Source organism: Pseudomonas sp. Pse79, from assembly GCF_024519615.1.
GTDB lineage: Bacteria > Pseudomonadota > Gammaproteobacteria > Pseudomonadales > Pseudomonadaceae > Aquipseudomonas > Aquipseudomonas veronii.
In genome coordinates this window covers 71,504-85,556 of the sequence record NZ_JALJRR010000007.1, presented here as the reverse complement: position 1 = coordinate 85,556, position 14,053 = coordinate 71,504, and the positions used below count along the sequence as shown (strand labels likewise).

The window sequence follows — 14,053 nt, the reverse complement described above, 5'->3', positions numbered from 1 at the left end:
TCAGCTAGCGGATTGGGCACTGATTCACCGCTATCGGGGGCAAGCCCCCTCCCACTTTTTACCGCAGTGTCTGTTAGAGAATCGGTGAGATAAGCCGCGCGACCCGCATGCCCAGTTGTTGTAGGCGGCGGGTTTCGCGGCTTTCTTCCTGGCTGACTTCATGGGCCAGGGCGAAGTCATCGAGCAGCATGTGTTCCACTTGCTGGGCGAAGGCTTCATCGACGGTCAGCAACATCACCTCGAAATTCAGGCGGAACGAACGGTTGTCCATGTTCGCACTGCCGATGGCGCTGATTTCGCTGTCGACCAACACCACTTTCTGGTGCAGAAACCCCGGCGTATAGCGGAACACCCGCACCCCGGCGCGCACCGCTTCGATCGCGTAAAGGCTGGAGGCCGCATACACGATGCGGTGGTCGGGCCGCGACGGCAGCAGCAGGCGCACGTCGACCCCGCGCAGCACCGCCAGGCGCAGGGCGGCAAACACCGCTTCATCCGGGATGAAATACGGGCTGGTGATCCACACCCGCTCGGTCGCGGCGTGGATCGCTTCGACAAAAAACAGCGAGCAGGTTTCATAAGGGTCGGCCGGGCCGCTGGCGAGCAATTGGCAGAGCACGCCGTTTTCGGGGTAGGTGTCCGGCAGGATCAGCGGCGGCAGTTCCCGCGCCGCCCAGAACCAGTCTTCGGCAAACGATTCCTGCAGGCACGCCACCACCGGGCCGGTGACCTGCACATGGGTATCGCGCCACGGTGCCAGCGGCGGCTTTTTGCCCAAGTATTCATCGCCGACGTTATGCCCGCCGACAAACCCGGTGATGCCATCCACCACCACGATCTTGCGGTGGTTGCGGAAGTTGACCTGGAAGCGATTGAGCCAGCCGCTGCGGGTGGCGAACGCCTTGACCTGCACCCCGGCGTCGCGCAGCGTTTGTGCATAGTGAGAGGGTAGGGCGTGGCTGCCGATGCGGTCGTAGAGCACGTAGACGGCGACGCCTTGGGCGGCTTTTTCCTTCAGCAAGGCATGCAACTGCCGACCGAGCTCGTCGTCATGAATGATGAAGAACTGGAACAGCACGGCGGTTTTGGCGCGGCGAATTGCCTCGAAGATCGCACTGAAGGTGGCGTCACCATTGATCAGCAAACGCACTTCATTATTCGCCAGGCACGGCATGCGGCCCAGCTTCGGCATCGCCCGCAAGGAGGCGTAGGCGCTGGAGTTGCGGGCGGCCAGGGCTTCCTCGACCCACGGGCGCCAGTTCAGCTCGTTGATCGCAGTGTGCATTTCCTGGTTGGCCTGGCGCCGCGCCTGGATGTACGCATCGAAGGTGCTGCGGCCGAAGATCAGGTACGGGATCAGCGTGAGGTAGGGTATGAACATCAGCGACAACGCCCAGGCAATCGAGCCTTGGGCGGTCCTGACGGTCAGCACTGCATGGATCGCGGCGAGCGTCCCGAGAAAATGCAGCGTGGCGATGAAGTAGGCGAGCAGGTGCGGGCCAAAAAAATCCATGGACGATGGTACTCCAGGCAATCCAGTGCCTAACAGACCATGTTCGGTCAGGAATGTCGCTATTTTATTTGCCGTGCAACACTGGCGCTTTTGTGGCGTCTAATGCCCACAATTATCCAGGAGTTACCCGATGAATGCTCGTCTGCTAGGTTTGGCCATGGTTATTGGTTTGTCGCTGCCCGTGGCGGCCCAGGCGCAGATGCTGGCGCCTGGTTTGTGGGAATTGACCACGAGCAACATGAAAGTGGATAACCAGGACCTGCCGGATTTGTCATTGATCCTCGGTCAGCTCAAGCAACAAATGACCCCCGAACAGCGCGCCATGCTGGAGAAACAAGGCATCACCATGGCCGGTAAAGGCGTGCAGGTGTGCCTCACCCCCGCCCAGGTCGCCTCCGACGCGATCCCGCTGACCGATCCGCAGTCGGGCTGCAAACAGCAAGTGACCGACAAGAGCGGCAACCAGTGGAAATTCCGTTTCAGCTGCCCGAAAGCCCAGGGCACCGGCGTGGCCACCTTCCAGAGCCAGAAGGAATTCACCACCACGGTCAACGGCACCTTCAATGCCACCGGCATTCAGCAGAAGGGCAGCCTGGACAGTCACGCCCAGTGGCTGGGGGAAAACTGCGGCAGCGTCAAACCGCGCGCTTAACGCTGAAAGTGCAGGGGCAGGCCCTGGCAGCTGTCGACCACCTGGCCGTTGTGCCAGGCCAACTGGCCCGACACCAGAGTGGTGCTGACGCTGTGGCGAAAGCGGCGCTCGGCGAACGGTGTCCAGCCGCAGCGCGCCAGGATCGGCTGGCTGCGGACCGGCTTGCCTTCGGGTTCGGGTTTGATCAGCACCAGATCGGCCCAATAGCCTTCACGCAGGTAGCCACGGTCCGGGATCGCGAACAGGTCGGCGACGCGATGACTGGTTTTCGCCACCAGGGTGGTCAGCGGCAGCAGCCCATCGGCCACCAACTCCAGTAACGCCGGCAACGCATGTTGCACCAGGGGCAAACCCGACGGCGCCTCACCATACGCAAACTGCTTTTGCGCCCAGGTATGCGGCGCATGGTCGGTGCCGATCACATCCAGCCGCTCGCCGAGCAGGGCCAGGCGCAATGCGTCGCGGTCGGCGCGGGTCTTGATCGCCGGGTTGCATTTGATCTGGTGGCCCAGGCGGTGATAGTCGCGGTCGTCGAACAACAGGTGATGGACGCAGACCTCGGCGGTGATGCGTTTCTGCGCCAGCGGCTGGTCTTCGAACAACGCCAACTCGCGGGCGCTGCTCAGGTGCAACACATGCAGGCGCGTGCCGTGGCGCTTGGCCAGTTCCACCGCCAGTGAAGACGAGCGATAACAGGCTTCGGCATCGCGGATCAGCGGGTGGGCGGCGGCAGGGATGTTGTCGCCGAAACGCTCGCGCAAGCGCTGTTCGTTGGCCTGGATACTCGGCGTGTGTTCGCAGTGGGCCAGCAGGATCGTCGGCACATCGGCGAACAGGCGCTCCAGAATCCGTGGATCGTCCACCAGCATGTTGCCGGTGGACGCGCCCATGAACACTTTGACCCCGGCCACTTGCCGCGGGTCGAGCGCGGCGACGGTGTCGAGGTTGTCATTGCTGACGCCGAAGTGAAAACCGTAGTTGGCCACCGAGTGCTGGACGGCGCGGCGTTTTTTGTCGGCCAGCGCTTCCAGGGTGAGGGTGGCCGGCCGGGTGTTGGGCATGTCCATGAAACTGGTGATGCCGCCGGCCACCGCTGCGCGGGATTCGCTGTAGAAACCACCTTTGTCCGGCGCGCCGGGTTCGCGAAAGTGAACCTGGTCATCGATCATCCCCGGCAGCAGCCATTGACCGTGGGCGTCGATTTCCACAGGCGCCGTGTGCCCCGTGATGCTGCTGGCGATCTTCTCGATACGGCCGTGGGCGACCAGCATGTCGGCGTCGAATACCTGGCCTTCATTCACCAGTCGAGCGTTGCGGATCAACAGGCGGCTCATGGTTCAGAACTCGTTTTGCAGGGCTTTGTAACCCTGCACCAGATCGACGTTGGTACGCGCTACGTCCTCGGAAAACTCCGACGCGCTGACGCTCACCGGCGGGAATTGCGACAGGTCGGTGTTGGGCCCGATGCGGGTGGTCGAAGGCACGTAGAACGCGGCGGGCAAGTCGCGGCCGTCGACCACCGAGTTGTGGCGCACCACGCAGCCGTCGCCGACGGCGCAGTTGAACAACACGCTGTTGAAGCCGATGAACACGCGGTCGCCGACGCTGCAGGGGCCATGGACGATGGAGCGGTGGGCGATGGAGGTGAACTCGCCGATGGTCACCGCCGCGCCGGATTTGGAGTGGATCACCACGCCGTCCTGGATATTGGAGTTGGCGCCGATGGTGATCGGGTCCATGTCGCCGCTGGCGTCGACCTCGTCCGCGCGGATCACGGCGTAGGGGCCGACGAATACGTTCTCACCGATGATGACCTTGCCGCAGATGATCGCGGTTTTATCGACGTAGGCCGATTCGGCAATCACCGGCAGATCACCGGATGGGTTCTTGCGGATCATGGTTTGCCCAACGCGGCGCACAGGGTGTTGAGGTTGTATTCGAACAGCCCGAGAAAGGTGCTGGCCGGGCCTTCTGCGGCGAGGGCGTCGGAATACAGCGTGCCGCCGATCTGCGCGCCGCTTTCGCTGGCGATCTGTTTGAGCAGGCGCGAGTCCTTGATGTTTTCAATGAACACGGCTTTGACCTTGTCCTTGCGGATCTGAGTGATCAGCGCGGCGACTTCGGCGGCGGAAGGCTCACGCTCGGTGGACAAACCCTGAGGCGCGAGGAACTGGATGCCATAGGCCTGGCCCAGGTAGCCGAACGCGTCATGGGAGGTGACGATGCGGCGGTTGCCTGCTGGCAGCGCGCCGAACTTGGCCTTGGCCTCGGCGAGCAAACGGTAGATGTCTTTCAGGTACGCCTGGCTGTTGCGCAGGTAGTCGGCCTGGTTGGCCGGGTCGGCGGCCACCAGCGCCTTGGTGATGTTGTTCACATAGATTTCGGCATTGGCCAGGTTATGCCAGGCGTGCGGGTCCGGGATGGTTTCGCCGTCTTCCTCCATGGTATGGGAGATCACGCCTTTACTGGCGGTAACCACGGTGGCGCGGGTTTCGGTGCTGGTCACCAGGCGGTCCAGCCACGGCTCGAAGCCGAGGCCATTCTTGATGATCAGCTTGGCCTTGAGCAGCGCCTTGGCGTCGTCCGGGGTCGGCTCGTAGGTATGAGCGTCGGCGTCGGGGCCGACCATGTTGCTGATCTGGATGTGTTCGCCACCGATCTGGTGGGTAATGTCATCGAGAATACTGAAGCTGGTCACCACCTGGAGTTTGTCGGCGGCCTGGGCCATGGACAACGGCAGTAGCAGACTGAACAACACGAGTAGAGCACGCATCGGGAGACACCTCATTGGGATGACAGCAAGGGCGGGCGGCGCAGCAAGCCATGCACCGGACCGAAGATCACGGACAGCAGGTACCCACCGCCAGCCACCAGCACAATCGCCGGGCCGCTGGGCAGTGAGTAGTAGAACGACAGCAACAAGCCAAGCCACACCGACAGGCATCCCAGCACTGCCGATACCGCGATCAGCACCGGCAAGCGCCGGCTCCAGAAGCGGGACGCGATGGCCGGCAACATCATCAAGCCCACCACCATCAGCGCGCCGATGGCCTGGAAACCGATCACCAGGTTCAGCACCACCAGGGTCAAAAACAGCCCGTGGGCCAATGGGCCGAGGCGGCTGACGGTTTGCAGGAACAGCGGGTCGAGGGTGTCCAGCAGCAGCGGTTTGTAGATCAGCACCATGGCGACCAGGCTGAAACCAGAGACCCAGAGCATGCCGGTCAAGGTGGTTTCGTCGACGGCCAGGGCCGAGCCGAACAGCAGGTGCAGCAGGTCCAGGCGCTTGCCGGCAAGGCCGAGGATCAGCACACCGGCGGCGAGGGAGATGGGGTAGATGGCGGCCAGGCTGGCGTCTTCGCGCAGGCCGGTGCGACGGGTGATCCACGCGGCCAACCCCGCCATGCTCAGGCCGGCGCCGAGGCCGCCGATGGTCAGCGCGGGCAGGCTCAGGCCGGCGAACCAGAAACCCAGGGCGGCACCGGGCAGGATGCCGTGGGCGACGGCGTCACCGATCAGGCTCATGCGCCGCAGGATCAGGAACACCCCCAGCGGCGCGGTGCTGCAAGCGAGCACCAGGCCGCCGATCAAGGCGCGGCGCATGAACACGAAGTCGAGAAACGGCATCCACAGGTGGGCGGTGAAGTGCATCAGGCCACCTGCATGTGCGGTTGCGGGCGGATCAGTTCTTTGCTCGGCCCGAACCGGCAGCCCGTGCTTTTGATCTGCACCACTTGCTGGGTGTGTTGACGCACGGAGGCCAAGTCATGACAGACCACGACCACCGTGCGGCCCTCGTCATGCCAGGCGTGGATATGTTTCCAGCACAGGGCCTGGCCGTCTTCGTCGAGGGCTGCGTGGGGTTCGTCGAGCAGCAACACCGGCGCTTCGGCCAAGCTCATGCGGGCGAGCAGGGCGCGTTGCAGTTCGCCGCCGGACAAGGCCATCAACGGGCGCTGTTCCAGGCCGCTGAGGCACCAGTCTTCCAATACGGCGTGCAGGCGTTCGCTGCGTTGTTGCGGGGTGAGTCGGGTGCCCCAGAAACCGGCGGCGACCAGCTCTTGCAAGCTGATGGGGAACTGCCGATCGAGGTGTTGTTGCTGGGGCAGGAAGGACACGCCGCCGCGACGCGGCACATCCACGCGGATTTTGCCCGCCAGCGGTTTTTGCAGGCCGGCGATGACTTTGAGCAGGCTGCTTTTACCGCAGCCGTTGGGGCCGATCACGCCAGTAAGGCTGCCGGTTTCCAGGGTGAAGTCCACGGCGGGTGTCAGGGGTTGGCCGGGGGCACCCCAGCGCAAAGCGGTGCAGGTGATCATGCTGAGTGTCTCGTCCAACGGCTTTCAGCCACGGCATCGTGCGCGTGCAGGCTTTCGGCGTGGATCACTTTGAGGTGGAAGGCTTGGACGGCATCCGAGCGTTTCAAGGCGAGGTTCAGGCGGCGGGCGGCGTCTTCGCAGAACATCAGGTTCTGCCCGTTGGCCAGGGCGAAGGCTTGTTCGTCCGCACGTTTCACCGCGGTTTGCACGGCGGTGCCGAGGGCGGCTTCGGCGGTATTGATCAACTCGGTCAACGCCAGCTGCTCGCCGCGCAACTGGACGCGCAGTTGCGCGCTGCTGCGCTGGCTGTGGGGCGTGGCGACGATGCCGTTGGCGCTGCCGAGCCAGGTCAGCACATCGGCATGCTGCAACGGCGTGTTGCCGAAATCTTCGAGAAATTGCTGCTGAATCAACTGCCTGGCGAGGGCCGCCGAGCACGGGCAGGTTGAGGAATAAGTCACCTCAATGTTTAGTTCCACGTGGAACATCTGGTTTTCCACGCGCGCTTCGATACTCACCGGGTAGCCCTTCCAGCCAGCCAGAGGGCTGACTAATGCCGGGCGCTTGAGCAGCAGATCGGTGTGGATACGCAGGTAGGCGTTATTAGATAAACCTTCATGACTGTCGAGAAAACGCTGCAGTACCTTACGCAGAAGTGCCGGAGTCAGTGGCTGCTGGTCGAGCATCTCCAGCGCCAGGTACAGGCGCGACATATGAATGCCACGGGCGGCACCGTCGTCCAGGCTGACGCCAGCATCGGCCGTGGCGGCGAGGCGTTGGTCGTCGATCAAAATAGGCAAGGCGATGCCGCACATGCCCACCCAATCGAGCGGCAAGGCTTGGCGTGAAGCCTGCGCGGCGATATCCGGCAGAGTCAGCGCATTCATGAGCAGGTCCATCGTTGGCGATAAAAAAGACATGTTATATTATAACTATTGAGTCGACGATGAATTTTCTGCTCCGGCCTTTTTTCAGTCATGTCGAGTAAGGACGCTCCTTTATTTGCGGTATTTGTCATGCACAGACGTCAGCTCCTCAACCTGCTCCTGGTCAGCCCGCTGTTCACCTTGCCCTTCACCGCGTCGGCCACGCAGATTCGCAACGCCCGCCTGTGGCGCTCGGACGACAAGCTGCGGCTGGTGTTCGACCTCAGTGGCCCGGTGAACTACAAGACTTTTTCCCTGACCGCGCCGGAACGCCTGATCATCGACCTGAGCGGCGCCGGGCTCAGTGGCGACTTCTCTCAGTTGGTCTTGAAGAACAGCGGGATCACCTCGATTCGCTCCGGGCACTTCGGCAAGGCGGATACGCGCATCGTGCTGGACCTCGCCACGCCGATGCAGCTCACCAGCTTTTTGTTGCCGCCCCAGGATGGGCAAGGGCACCGCCTGGTGCTTGATCTCACCAGCGCCACCCAGGTGCCTCACCCGATAGCGGCCGCACCCCGGCCGCTGGTCGACAGGGCGCACCCCAAGCGCGACATCATCGTGGTGGTCGACCCCGGCCACGGCGGCAAGGACCCCGGCGCTATTGGTTCCAAGGGCCAGCGCGAAAAAGACGTGGTGCTGTCGATTGCGCAATTGCTGGCCAAACGCTTGAAGCGCGAGAAAGGGTTCGATGTGAAGCTGGTGCGCAACGATGACTTCTTCGTGCCGCTGCGCAAGCGCGTGGAGATCGCCCACAAACACAACGCCGACATGTTTATCTCGGTGCATGCGGATGCGGCACCACGGATCACCGCGTCGGGGGCTTCGGTGTATGCCTTGTCCGAAGGCGGTGCCACCTCGGCCACGGCGCGGTTCATGGCGCAACGGGAAAACGGCGCCGACCTGCTGGGCGCCACCAGTCTGCTGAACCTCAAGGACAAGGACCCGATGCTGGCCGGGGTGATTCTCGACATGTCGATGAACGCCACCATCGCTTCCAGCCTGCAACTGGGCAGCTCGATCCTGGGTAGCCTGGAAGGCATCACCTCGTTGCATCAGAAGCGTGTGGAACAGGCCGGGTTCGCGGTGCTCAAGTCACCGGATGTACCGTCGATCCTGGTGGAGACCGGGTTTATCTCCAATGCGCGGGACAGTGCGCGGCTGGTCACGGCGCGGCATCAACAGGCGGTGGCGGAGGGTTTGTTCCTCGGCCTGCAGCGCTATTTCCAGAAGAACCCGCCGGTGAACAGCTACATGGCTTGGGTCCAGGAACAGAAACACAACCAGGCCTAACAGCCGGTCACACGGCTGCAGGTGAACGTGGCGCTGGCGCCACCGGAGCTGGAAAACCGGTTGATTGTGGTCCAGCCCACACGCCGCGTGTAGCCGACCCACGCTTCACCGTCCGAGGCCAAGCCGGTGAAGAACGTCAGTTGCCCGTAGCGGCTGTTGGTTTGCGCCCAATAGCGCCTGCCGATCGCCTCGAAACCGCGCAGATACGTGGTGCTGCCAACCGTCGCCACGCTGTAGGCATTGCCCAGCGGATCGACGCAGGCCAGCAGGTTGGCGCTGCGCGTGCAATTGGCCGACAGGCTCGGCACTTGGGCGCCGGCCTGGGCCGTGATGAGCAACAGCAGGCTGCACAGTAGATATTTCATAGGCTTCTCGATGTAGACAAGCGCCAGCATTGCTCCGTTGGTCATGATGAGCAAGCGGGGGATTGGCTTATTTGTGTTGTTATAATATAACATTAAATACAGCCCGGCTTGAACGGGCGGCCTGATGAGAATGACCTGATGCCCAATCGTCTCCCCGTTACCGTGTTGTCCGGCTTTCTCGGCGCCGGTAAAAGTACGCTGCTCAACTATGTCCTGCGCAACCGCGACAACCTGCGGGTGGCGGTGATCGTCAACGACATGAGCGAAATCAACATCGACGGCGGTGAGGTGCAGCGCGACGTCACCCTCAACCGCGCCGAAGAAAAACTGGTAGAGATGAGCAACGGCTGCATCTGCTGCACCTTGCGTGAAGACCTGCTCGAAGAGGTCGGAAAACTCGCCAGGGACGGTCGCTTCGATTACCTGTTGATCGAATCCACCGGCATCTCCGAGCCGTTGCCCGTGGCCGAAACCTTCACCTTTCGCGATGAAAACGAGCAGAGCCTGGCCGATATTGCGCGCCTGGACACCATGGTCACTGTGGTCGACGGCATGAACTTCCTGCTCGACTACCAGGCCGCCGAAAGCCTCGCATCGCGGGGCGAAACCCTTGGCGAAGAAGACGAACGCTCGATCACCGACCTGTTGATCGAGCAGATCGAATTTGCCGACGTCATCCTGATCAGCAAAATCGACCTGATCGGCCGCCACGAGCGTGAGGAACTGATGGCCATCCTCGAACGCCTGAATGCCCAGGCCGAGATCATTCCGATGGTCATGGGCGAAGTGCCGCTGAACAAAATCCTCAACACCGGCCGCTTCGACTTCGAACGCGCCGCCCAGGCCCCCGGCTGGCTGCAGGAACTGCGCGGCGAGCATGTGCCGGAAACCGAAGAGTACGGCATCGCCTCCACGGCTTACCGCGCGCGCCGTCCGTTCCATCCGCAGCGCTTTTTCGAGTTTATCGACCGCCCTTGGGTGAACGGCAAACTCCTGCGCTCCAAGGGCTTTTTCTGGCTGGCCAGCAAGCCGCAGGACGCCGGCAGTTGGTCCCAGGCCGGCGGCCTGATGCGCCATGGCTTTGCCGGACGTTGGTGGCGTTTTGTGCCGAAAAGCCAGTGGCCGCAGGACGAAGAAAGCGTCGCCGCGATCATGGGCCACTGGCAAGCAAGCACCGGCGATTGCCGTCAGGAACTGGTGTTCATCGGGCAAAACATCGACTTCGCGCAGATGCGTGCCGAACTGGACGCCTGCCTGCTGACCGATGAAGAAATGGCCCTGGGCGTCGACGCATGGCGCTTGCTGGCCGATCCTTTTGGCCCTTGGTATGAAGAGGCGGCCGCCTGATGCTGGCACCGCTCATCCCCCTGCGCCCGGTGATCCGCCAGACCTGCGGCGACACCCCGCTGGCGCTGTCCGAGATTCTCGAAGACGGCGTCAACCTGGCGCTGTGGCAGCGTCAATTGCCGTTGCACATCGCCGAGTTCGGCGCCTTGCTGGTGGCGCTCGACGAGCCGTTGGCCGAGTCGCTGGTCATCGAGTTGGCCAGCGACGACGCGGTGCCGAACGTGCAGGGATTAGCCGCCTGCTGCCGCGATCTTGAGGGTTACGAAGGGTTTATCGCCGATGTGTCGTGGCTGATCGGCGCGTTTGCCTGCCTGCTCGGCGCCCGTCGGATCGGCGTGCGTTTGCGCCTGTTGGACAAAGCCATGTGCCCGCGCTTTCACGTCGACCATGTGCCCGTGCGCCTGATCACCACCTATGCCGGCATCGGCAGCCAATGGTTGCGCGAAGGCGTGATGGACCGCCGCCAGTTGGGCCAGGCGGATGCCGAGCCCAGCGAGCGTATCGAGCAGATTCACTGCGGCGAAGTGGCGTTGCTCAAAGGGACGAAGTGGCATGGCAACGAAGCTCACGGCCTGATTCACCGCTCGCCGCAGCTTAAAGCCGATGAGCGACGGTTAATTCTGACGCTGGATTGGCTGGCATAACCGCGTAGGATCAAACGCTCTACACGGCTTGAATGATGCCCTCTATGCTGCAGAACATTCCTACTCATGTGATTGCCGGGCCCCTGGGCGCCGGCAAGACCAGCCTGATCAAACACCTGCTCGCCCAACGCCCGGCCAACGAGCGCTGGGCGGTGTTGATCAACGAATTCGGGCAGATCGGTCTGGATGCGGCCTTGCTGACCCAGGCCGACGACGGCATTGCCCTGGGCGAAGTGGCGGGCGGTTGCTTGTGCTGTGTGAATGGTGCGCCGTTCCAGGTCGGACTGGGCCGCTTGCTGCGTAAGGCCAAGCCGGACCGCCTGTTTATCGAACCCTCGGGGCTCGGGCACCCGGTGCAGGTGCTCAAGCAATTGCGCGAGGCGCCATGGCAGGATGTGCTTGCGGTTCAGCCTTGCGTGCTGGTGCTGGATGCGCAAGCCCTGGCGGCGGGCAAACCATTGCCGGAGGCGCAGCGCGAGGCACTCGCCAGCGCCGGCCTGTTGGTCCTGAACAAGGATGAGGCGCTGGACGCCGCACAGCGCGAGGCGATCGAACGGCAGTTAGCCGAGGTTCCGTTTTACTGGACGCGTCAGGCGCAATTGCCACTGCAGCTTTTGCCAGGCCTGAACGCACAGGCTGCAGCGGCTGTGGATAACTTCGTGGCGCCCAAGGGCGTGGCGCAAATGCCGGCGGTGTGGAGCGATCCTGCGTTGCCGATCTGCTTGAGCCAGGCCCAGGAGGGCGGCTGGAGCATCGGTTGGCGCTGGCATCCGAGCCAGTCATTCGATCACCAGCGCCTGGCGCAATGGCTGACACGCTTGGATTGGCGCCGCGCCAAACTGGTTATCCACAGCACCGACGGCTGGATCTCCGGCAACGCTGTGGATAACAGCCCACTCGTCTGGCAACCCAGCGAATGGCGGCGTGATTCGCGTATCGAACTGATTTTCAGCGCGCCACAGGACGTGGCCGCGCTACAGCAGGCGCTGGCCGCCTGCCGTCATTGACGGTGCTTGGCGTGGTCCTGGCGCCACTGGCTGAGTTCGATCACGTCGGCGCTGGGTAGCGGCGTCTTGATTTCGAACGGGTAGGGCGCCAGTTCGATCTGCGCGCTGTGGGCGCCGAACTGGGTGATGGTCCCGGGGTGGCGGGTTTCGCCGGTCACGGTGAATTCGAAATTGTAGATGCGCGCCAGGCGTCGCCGTCCTTTGGCATCCTTCACAAAACCGATGCGTTTCAAGGCCACGGCACCGTCGAGCAACTCGATATCGAGCTTGGCGCAATGCTGCTTGACCCGCTCCAACGCGCGCTCGCGCAGGCCGTGGTTGTGCCATACCCAGGCGGCGCCGGTCGCCAGCAGCATCAACACGAAGATGTTTCCCAGGGTCAGCATGCGAAAAAAACTCCAACGAAGTGAGAGCAGCTTAACTGTGTCGTTAGCCTGTCGTACAGGCTGTGTTTGGTCGCATACTGCGCGACCAGAATTTCAATGGTTTTACGGAAATCCCCTGCATGAAACGCACACCTCATCTGCTTGCGATCCAGTCTCATGTGGTCTTTGGCCACGCCGGAAACAGCGCCGCCGTGTTCCCCATGCAGCGGGTCGGGGTGAACGTGTGGCCGCTCAACACGGTGCAATTCTCCAACCACACCCAGTATGGCCAGTGGACGGGCGAAGTGTTAGCGCCGCAGCAGATTCCAGCGCTGGTGGAGGGTATTGCGGCCATCGGTGAATTGGGCAACTGCGACGCCATACTCTCCGGCTACCTCGGCAGCGCGGCCCAGGGCCGGGCGATCCTCACCGGCGTGGCGCGGATCAAGGCGATCAACCCCAAGGCCCTGTACCTGTGCGACCCGGTGATGGGCCACCCGGAAAAGGGCTGCATCGTGCCGCAGGAAGTCAGTGATTTTCTGTTGGACGAAGCCGCTGCCATGGCCGACTTCCTGTGCCCCAACCAGCTGGAACTGGACAGCTTTTCCGGGCGCAAGCCGCAATCGCTGTTCGACTGCCTGGGCATGGCCAAAGCCCTGCTGGCACGCGGCCCCAAGGCCGTGCTGGTCAAGCACCTGGATTACCCGGGCAAATTGCCGGAAGGCTTTGAGATGCTGCTGGTGACAGCCGAAGGCAGCTGGCACCTGCGTCGGCCGCTGCTGGCGTTTCCCCGCCAGCCGGTGGGCGTGGGCGACCTGACCTCAGGGTTGTTCCTGGCGCGGGTATTGTTGGGCGACAGCCTGGTGGCCGCTTTCGAGTTCACCGCGGCGGCGGTGCATGAAGTGCTGTTGGAAACCCAGGCCTGCGCCAGTTATGAACTGGAGCTGGTGCGTGCCCAGGATCGCATCGCCCATCCTCGCGTGCGTTTCGAGGCCACGCCGATCGGCCTGTAACTACACAAAACCCAATGTGGGAGGGGGCAAAGCCCCTCCCACATTTTGCTTGGGTATACAGCTCGGGGCTTACAGTGCGTCGGCTTTGATTTCCTGGTAGCGCTTTTCCAGCTCCTGGCGGATCTGCCGGCGTTGCTGCGCCTGCGCAAACCGGCGGCGGTCTTCGCTGTTGTGCGGTTGCAGTTGCGGCACGGCGGCGGGTTTGCGCTGGTCGTCCACGGCGACCATGGTGAAGAAGCAACTGTTGGTATGGCGCACAGAGCGCTCGCGGATGTTTTCGGTCACCACCTTGATGCCCACCTCCATTGAGGTGTGGCCGGTGTAGTTGACCGATGCGAGGAAGGTCACCAACTCGCCGACGTGGATCGGTTCACGAAAAATCACTTGGTCCACCGACAAGGTCACGACATAACGCCCGGCATAACGGCTCGCGCAGGCGTAGGCCACTTCGTCGAGGTACTTGAGCAGGGTGCCGCCATGGACATTGCCTGAGAAGTTGGCCATATCAGGGGTCATCAGTACCGTCATCGACAGCTGGGCGTTTCCGGGTTCCATAGCACACTCACGGGTTAGGCATTGGTGGGGAGGCACCTCTGTGGATGCTCGAGT

Annotated in this window: 16 protein-coding genes; 6 read left to right on the top strand and 10 right to left on the bottom strand. The window is 62.7% G+C overall.

Annotation, left to right across the window (positions count from 1 at the left end; genetic code table 11):
• Nucleotides 1-73: 73 nt before the first annotated feature.
• A complete protein-coding gene (gene cls, locus NR164_RS11270) occupies nucleotides 74-1,513 on the bottom strand; it encodes a cardiolipin synthase (protein ID WP_046484309.1) in 1,440 nt (479 codons plus the stop codon).
• Between the two features lie 130 nt (nucleotides 1,514-1,643).
• On the opposite strand from cls, the gene NR164_RS11265 reads away from it, so the two are divergent.
• Entirely contained in the window at nucleotides 1,644-2,165 is a 522-nt protein-coding gene (locus NR164_RS11265; RefSeq protein WP_017850052.1) for a DUF3617 domain-containing protein, read from the top strand.
• Here NR164_RS11265 and NR164_RS11260 read toward each other — a convergent pair.
• Genes NR164_RS11260 through folE2 form a run of 6 tightly spaced genes read right to left on the bottom strand, consistent with a single transcriptional unit; the run spans nucleotide 2,162 to nucleotide 7,371 of the window.
• Entirely contained in the window at nucleotides 2,162-3,499 is a 1,338-nt protein-coding gene (locus tag NR164_RS11260; RefSeq protein WP_256822760.1) for a dihydroorotase, read from the bottom strand. The two genes, NR164_RS11265 and NR164_RS11260, sit on opposite strands and share 4 nt — an antisense overlap.
• A gap of 3 nt (nucleotides 3,500-3,502) precedes the next feature.
• Complete coding sequence (locus tag NR164_RS11255) at nucleotides 3,503-4,063, bottom strand: DapH/DapD/GlmU-related protein (protein WP_017850050.1); 561 nt, start codon at nucleotides 4,061-4,063, stop codon at nucleotides 3,503-3,505.
• Nucleotides 4,060-4,938, bottom strand: a complete 879-nt coding sequence (locus NR164_RS11250) for a metal ABC transporter substrate-binding protein (protein WP_046381599.1) — start codon at nucleotides 4,936-4,938, stop codon at nucleotides 4,060-4,062. The genes NR164_RS11255 and NR164_RS11250 overlap by 4 nt, the downstream gene beginning before the upstream one ends.
• An 11-nt stretch (nucleotides 4,939-4,949) precedes the next feature.
• A complete protein-coding gene (locus tag NR164_RS11245) occupies nucleotides 4,950-5,816 on the bottom strand; it encodes a metal ABC transporter permease (protein WP_017850048.1) in 867 nt (288 codons plus the stop codon).
• A complete protein-coding gene (locus tag NR164_RS11240) occupies nucleotides 5,816-6,484 on the bottom strand; it encodes a metal ABC transporter ATP-binding protein (protein WP_017850047.1) in 669 nt (222 codons plus the stop codon). Before NR164_RS11240 ends, NR164_RS11245 begins: the two co-directional genes overlap by 1 nt.
• Nucleotides 6,481-7,371: a GTP cyclohydrolase FolE2 gene (folE2, locus tag NR164_RS11235; RefSeq protein WP_017850046.1), complete on the bottom strand. Its 891-nt coding sequence runs from the start codon at nucleotides 7,369-7,371 to the stop codon at nucleotides 6,481-6,483. Before folE2 ends, NR164_RS11240 begins: the two co-directional genes overlap by 4 nt.
• A 129-nt stretch (nucleotides 7,372-7,500) precedes the next feature.
• Between folE2 and NR164_RS11230 the strand changes: the two genes are divergently transcribed.
• A complete protein-coding gene (locus tag NR164_RS11230; protein ID WP_017850045.1) occupies nucleotides 7,501-8,703 on the top strand; it encodes an N-acetylmuramoyl-L-alanine amidase in 1,203 nt (400 codons plus the stop codon).
• Here NR164_RS11230 and NR164_RS11225 read toward each other — a convergent pair.
• On the bottom strand, nucleotides 8,700-9,068 hold the full coding sequence (locus tag NR164_RS11225) for a glutamine synthetase (protein ID WP_256822759.1): 369 nt from the start codon (nucleotides 9,066-9,068) through the stop codon (nucleotides 8,700-8,702). The genes NR164_RS11230 and NR164_RS11225 overlap by 4 nt on opposite strands.
• Before the next feature lie 138 nt (nucleotides 9,069-9,206).
• Here NR164_RS11225 and zigA point away from each other — a divergent pair, with 138 nt between their 5' ends.
• Genes zigA through NR164_RS11210 form a run of 3 tightly spaced genes read left to right on the top strand, consistent with a single transcriptional unit; the run spans nucleotide 9,207 to nucleotide 12,066 of the window.
• Nucleotides 9,207-10,415: a zinc metallochaperone GTPase ZigA gene (gene zigA / locus NR164_RS11220; protein WP_017850043.1), complete on the top strand. Its 1,209-nt coding sequence runs from the start codon at nucleotides 9,207-9,209 to the stop codon at nucleotides 10,413-10,415.
• On the top strand, nucleotides 10,415-11,059 hold the full coding sequence (locus NR164_RS11215; protein WP_057005203.1) for a DUF1826 domain-containing protein: 645 nt from the start codon (nucleotides 10,415-10,417) through the stop codon (nucleotides 11,057-11,059). Before zigA ends, NR164_RS11215 begins: the two co-directional genes overlap by 1 nt.
• 44 nt (nucleotides 11,060-11,103) lie before the next feature.
• The gene (locus tag NR164_RS11210) at nucleotides 11,104-12,066 is read left to right on the top strand and encodes a CobW-like GTP-binding protein (RefSeq protein ID WP_079444960.1); all 963 of its coding nucleotides are present in this window, start codon (nucleotides 11,104-11,106) and stop codon (nucleotides 12,064-12,066) included.
• Here NR164_RS11210 and NR164_RS11205 read toward each other — a convergent pair.
• Nucleotides 12,060-12,452 carry a DUF3301 domain-containing protein gene (locus tag NR164_RS11205; protein ID WP_017850040.1) on the bottom strand — a complete coding sequence of 131 codons (393 nt, stop codon included), beginning with the start codon at nucleotides 12,450-12,452 and terminating at the stop codon, nucleotides 12,060-12,062. The genes NR164_RS11210 and NR164_RS11205 overlap by 7 nt on opposite strands.
• A 119-nt stretch (nucleotides 12,453-12,571) precedes the next feature.
• Here NR164_RS11205 and pdxY point away from each other — a divergent pair, with 119 nt between their 5' ends.
• On the top strand, nucleotides 12,572-13,444 hold the full coding sequence (gene pdxY / locus NR164_RS11200) for a pyridoxal kinase PdxY (RefSeq protein ID WP_017850039.1): 873 nt from the start codon (nucleotides 12,572-12,574) through the stop codon (nucleotides 13,442-13,444).
• Between the two features lie 69 nt (nucleotides 13,445-13,513).
• Here the strand turns inward: pdxY and NR164_RS11195 are convergent, their stop codons facing one another.
• Entirely contained in the window at nucleotides 13,514-13,999 is a 486-nt protein-coding gene (locus NR164_RS11195) for an acyl-CoA thioesterase (protein WP_017850038.1), read from the bottom strand.
• Nucleotides 14,000-14,053: the final 54 nt, after the last annotated feature.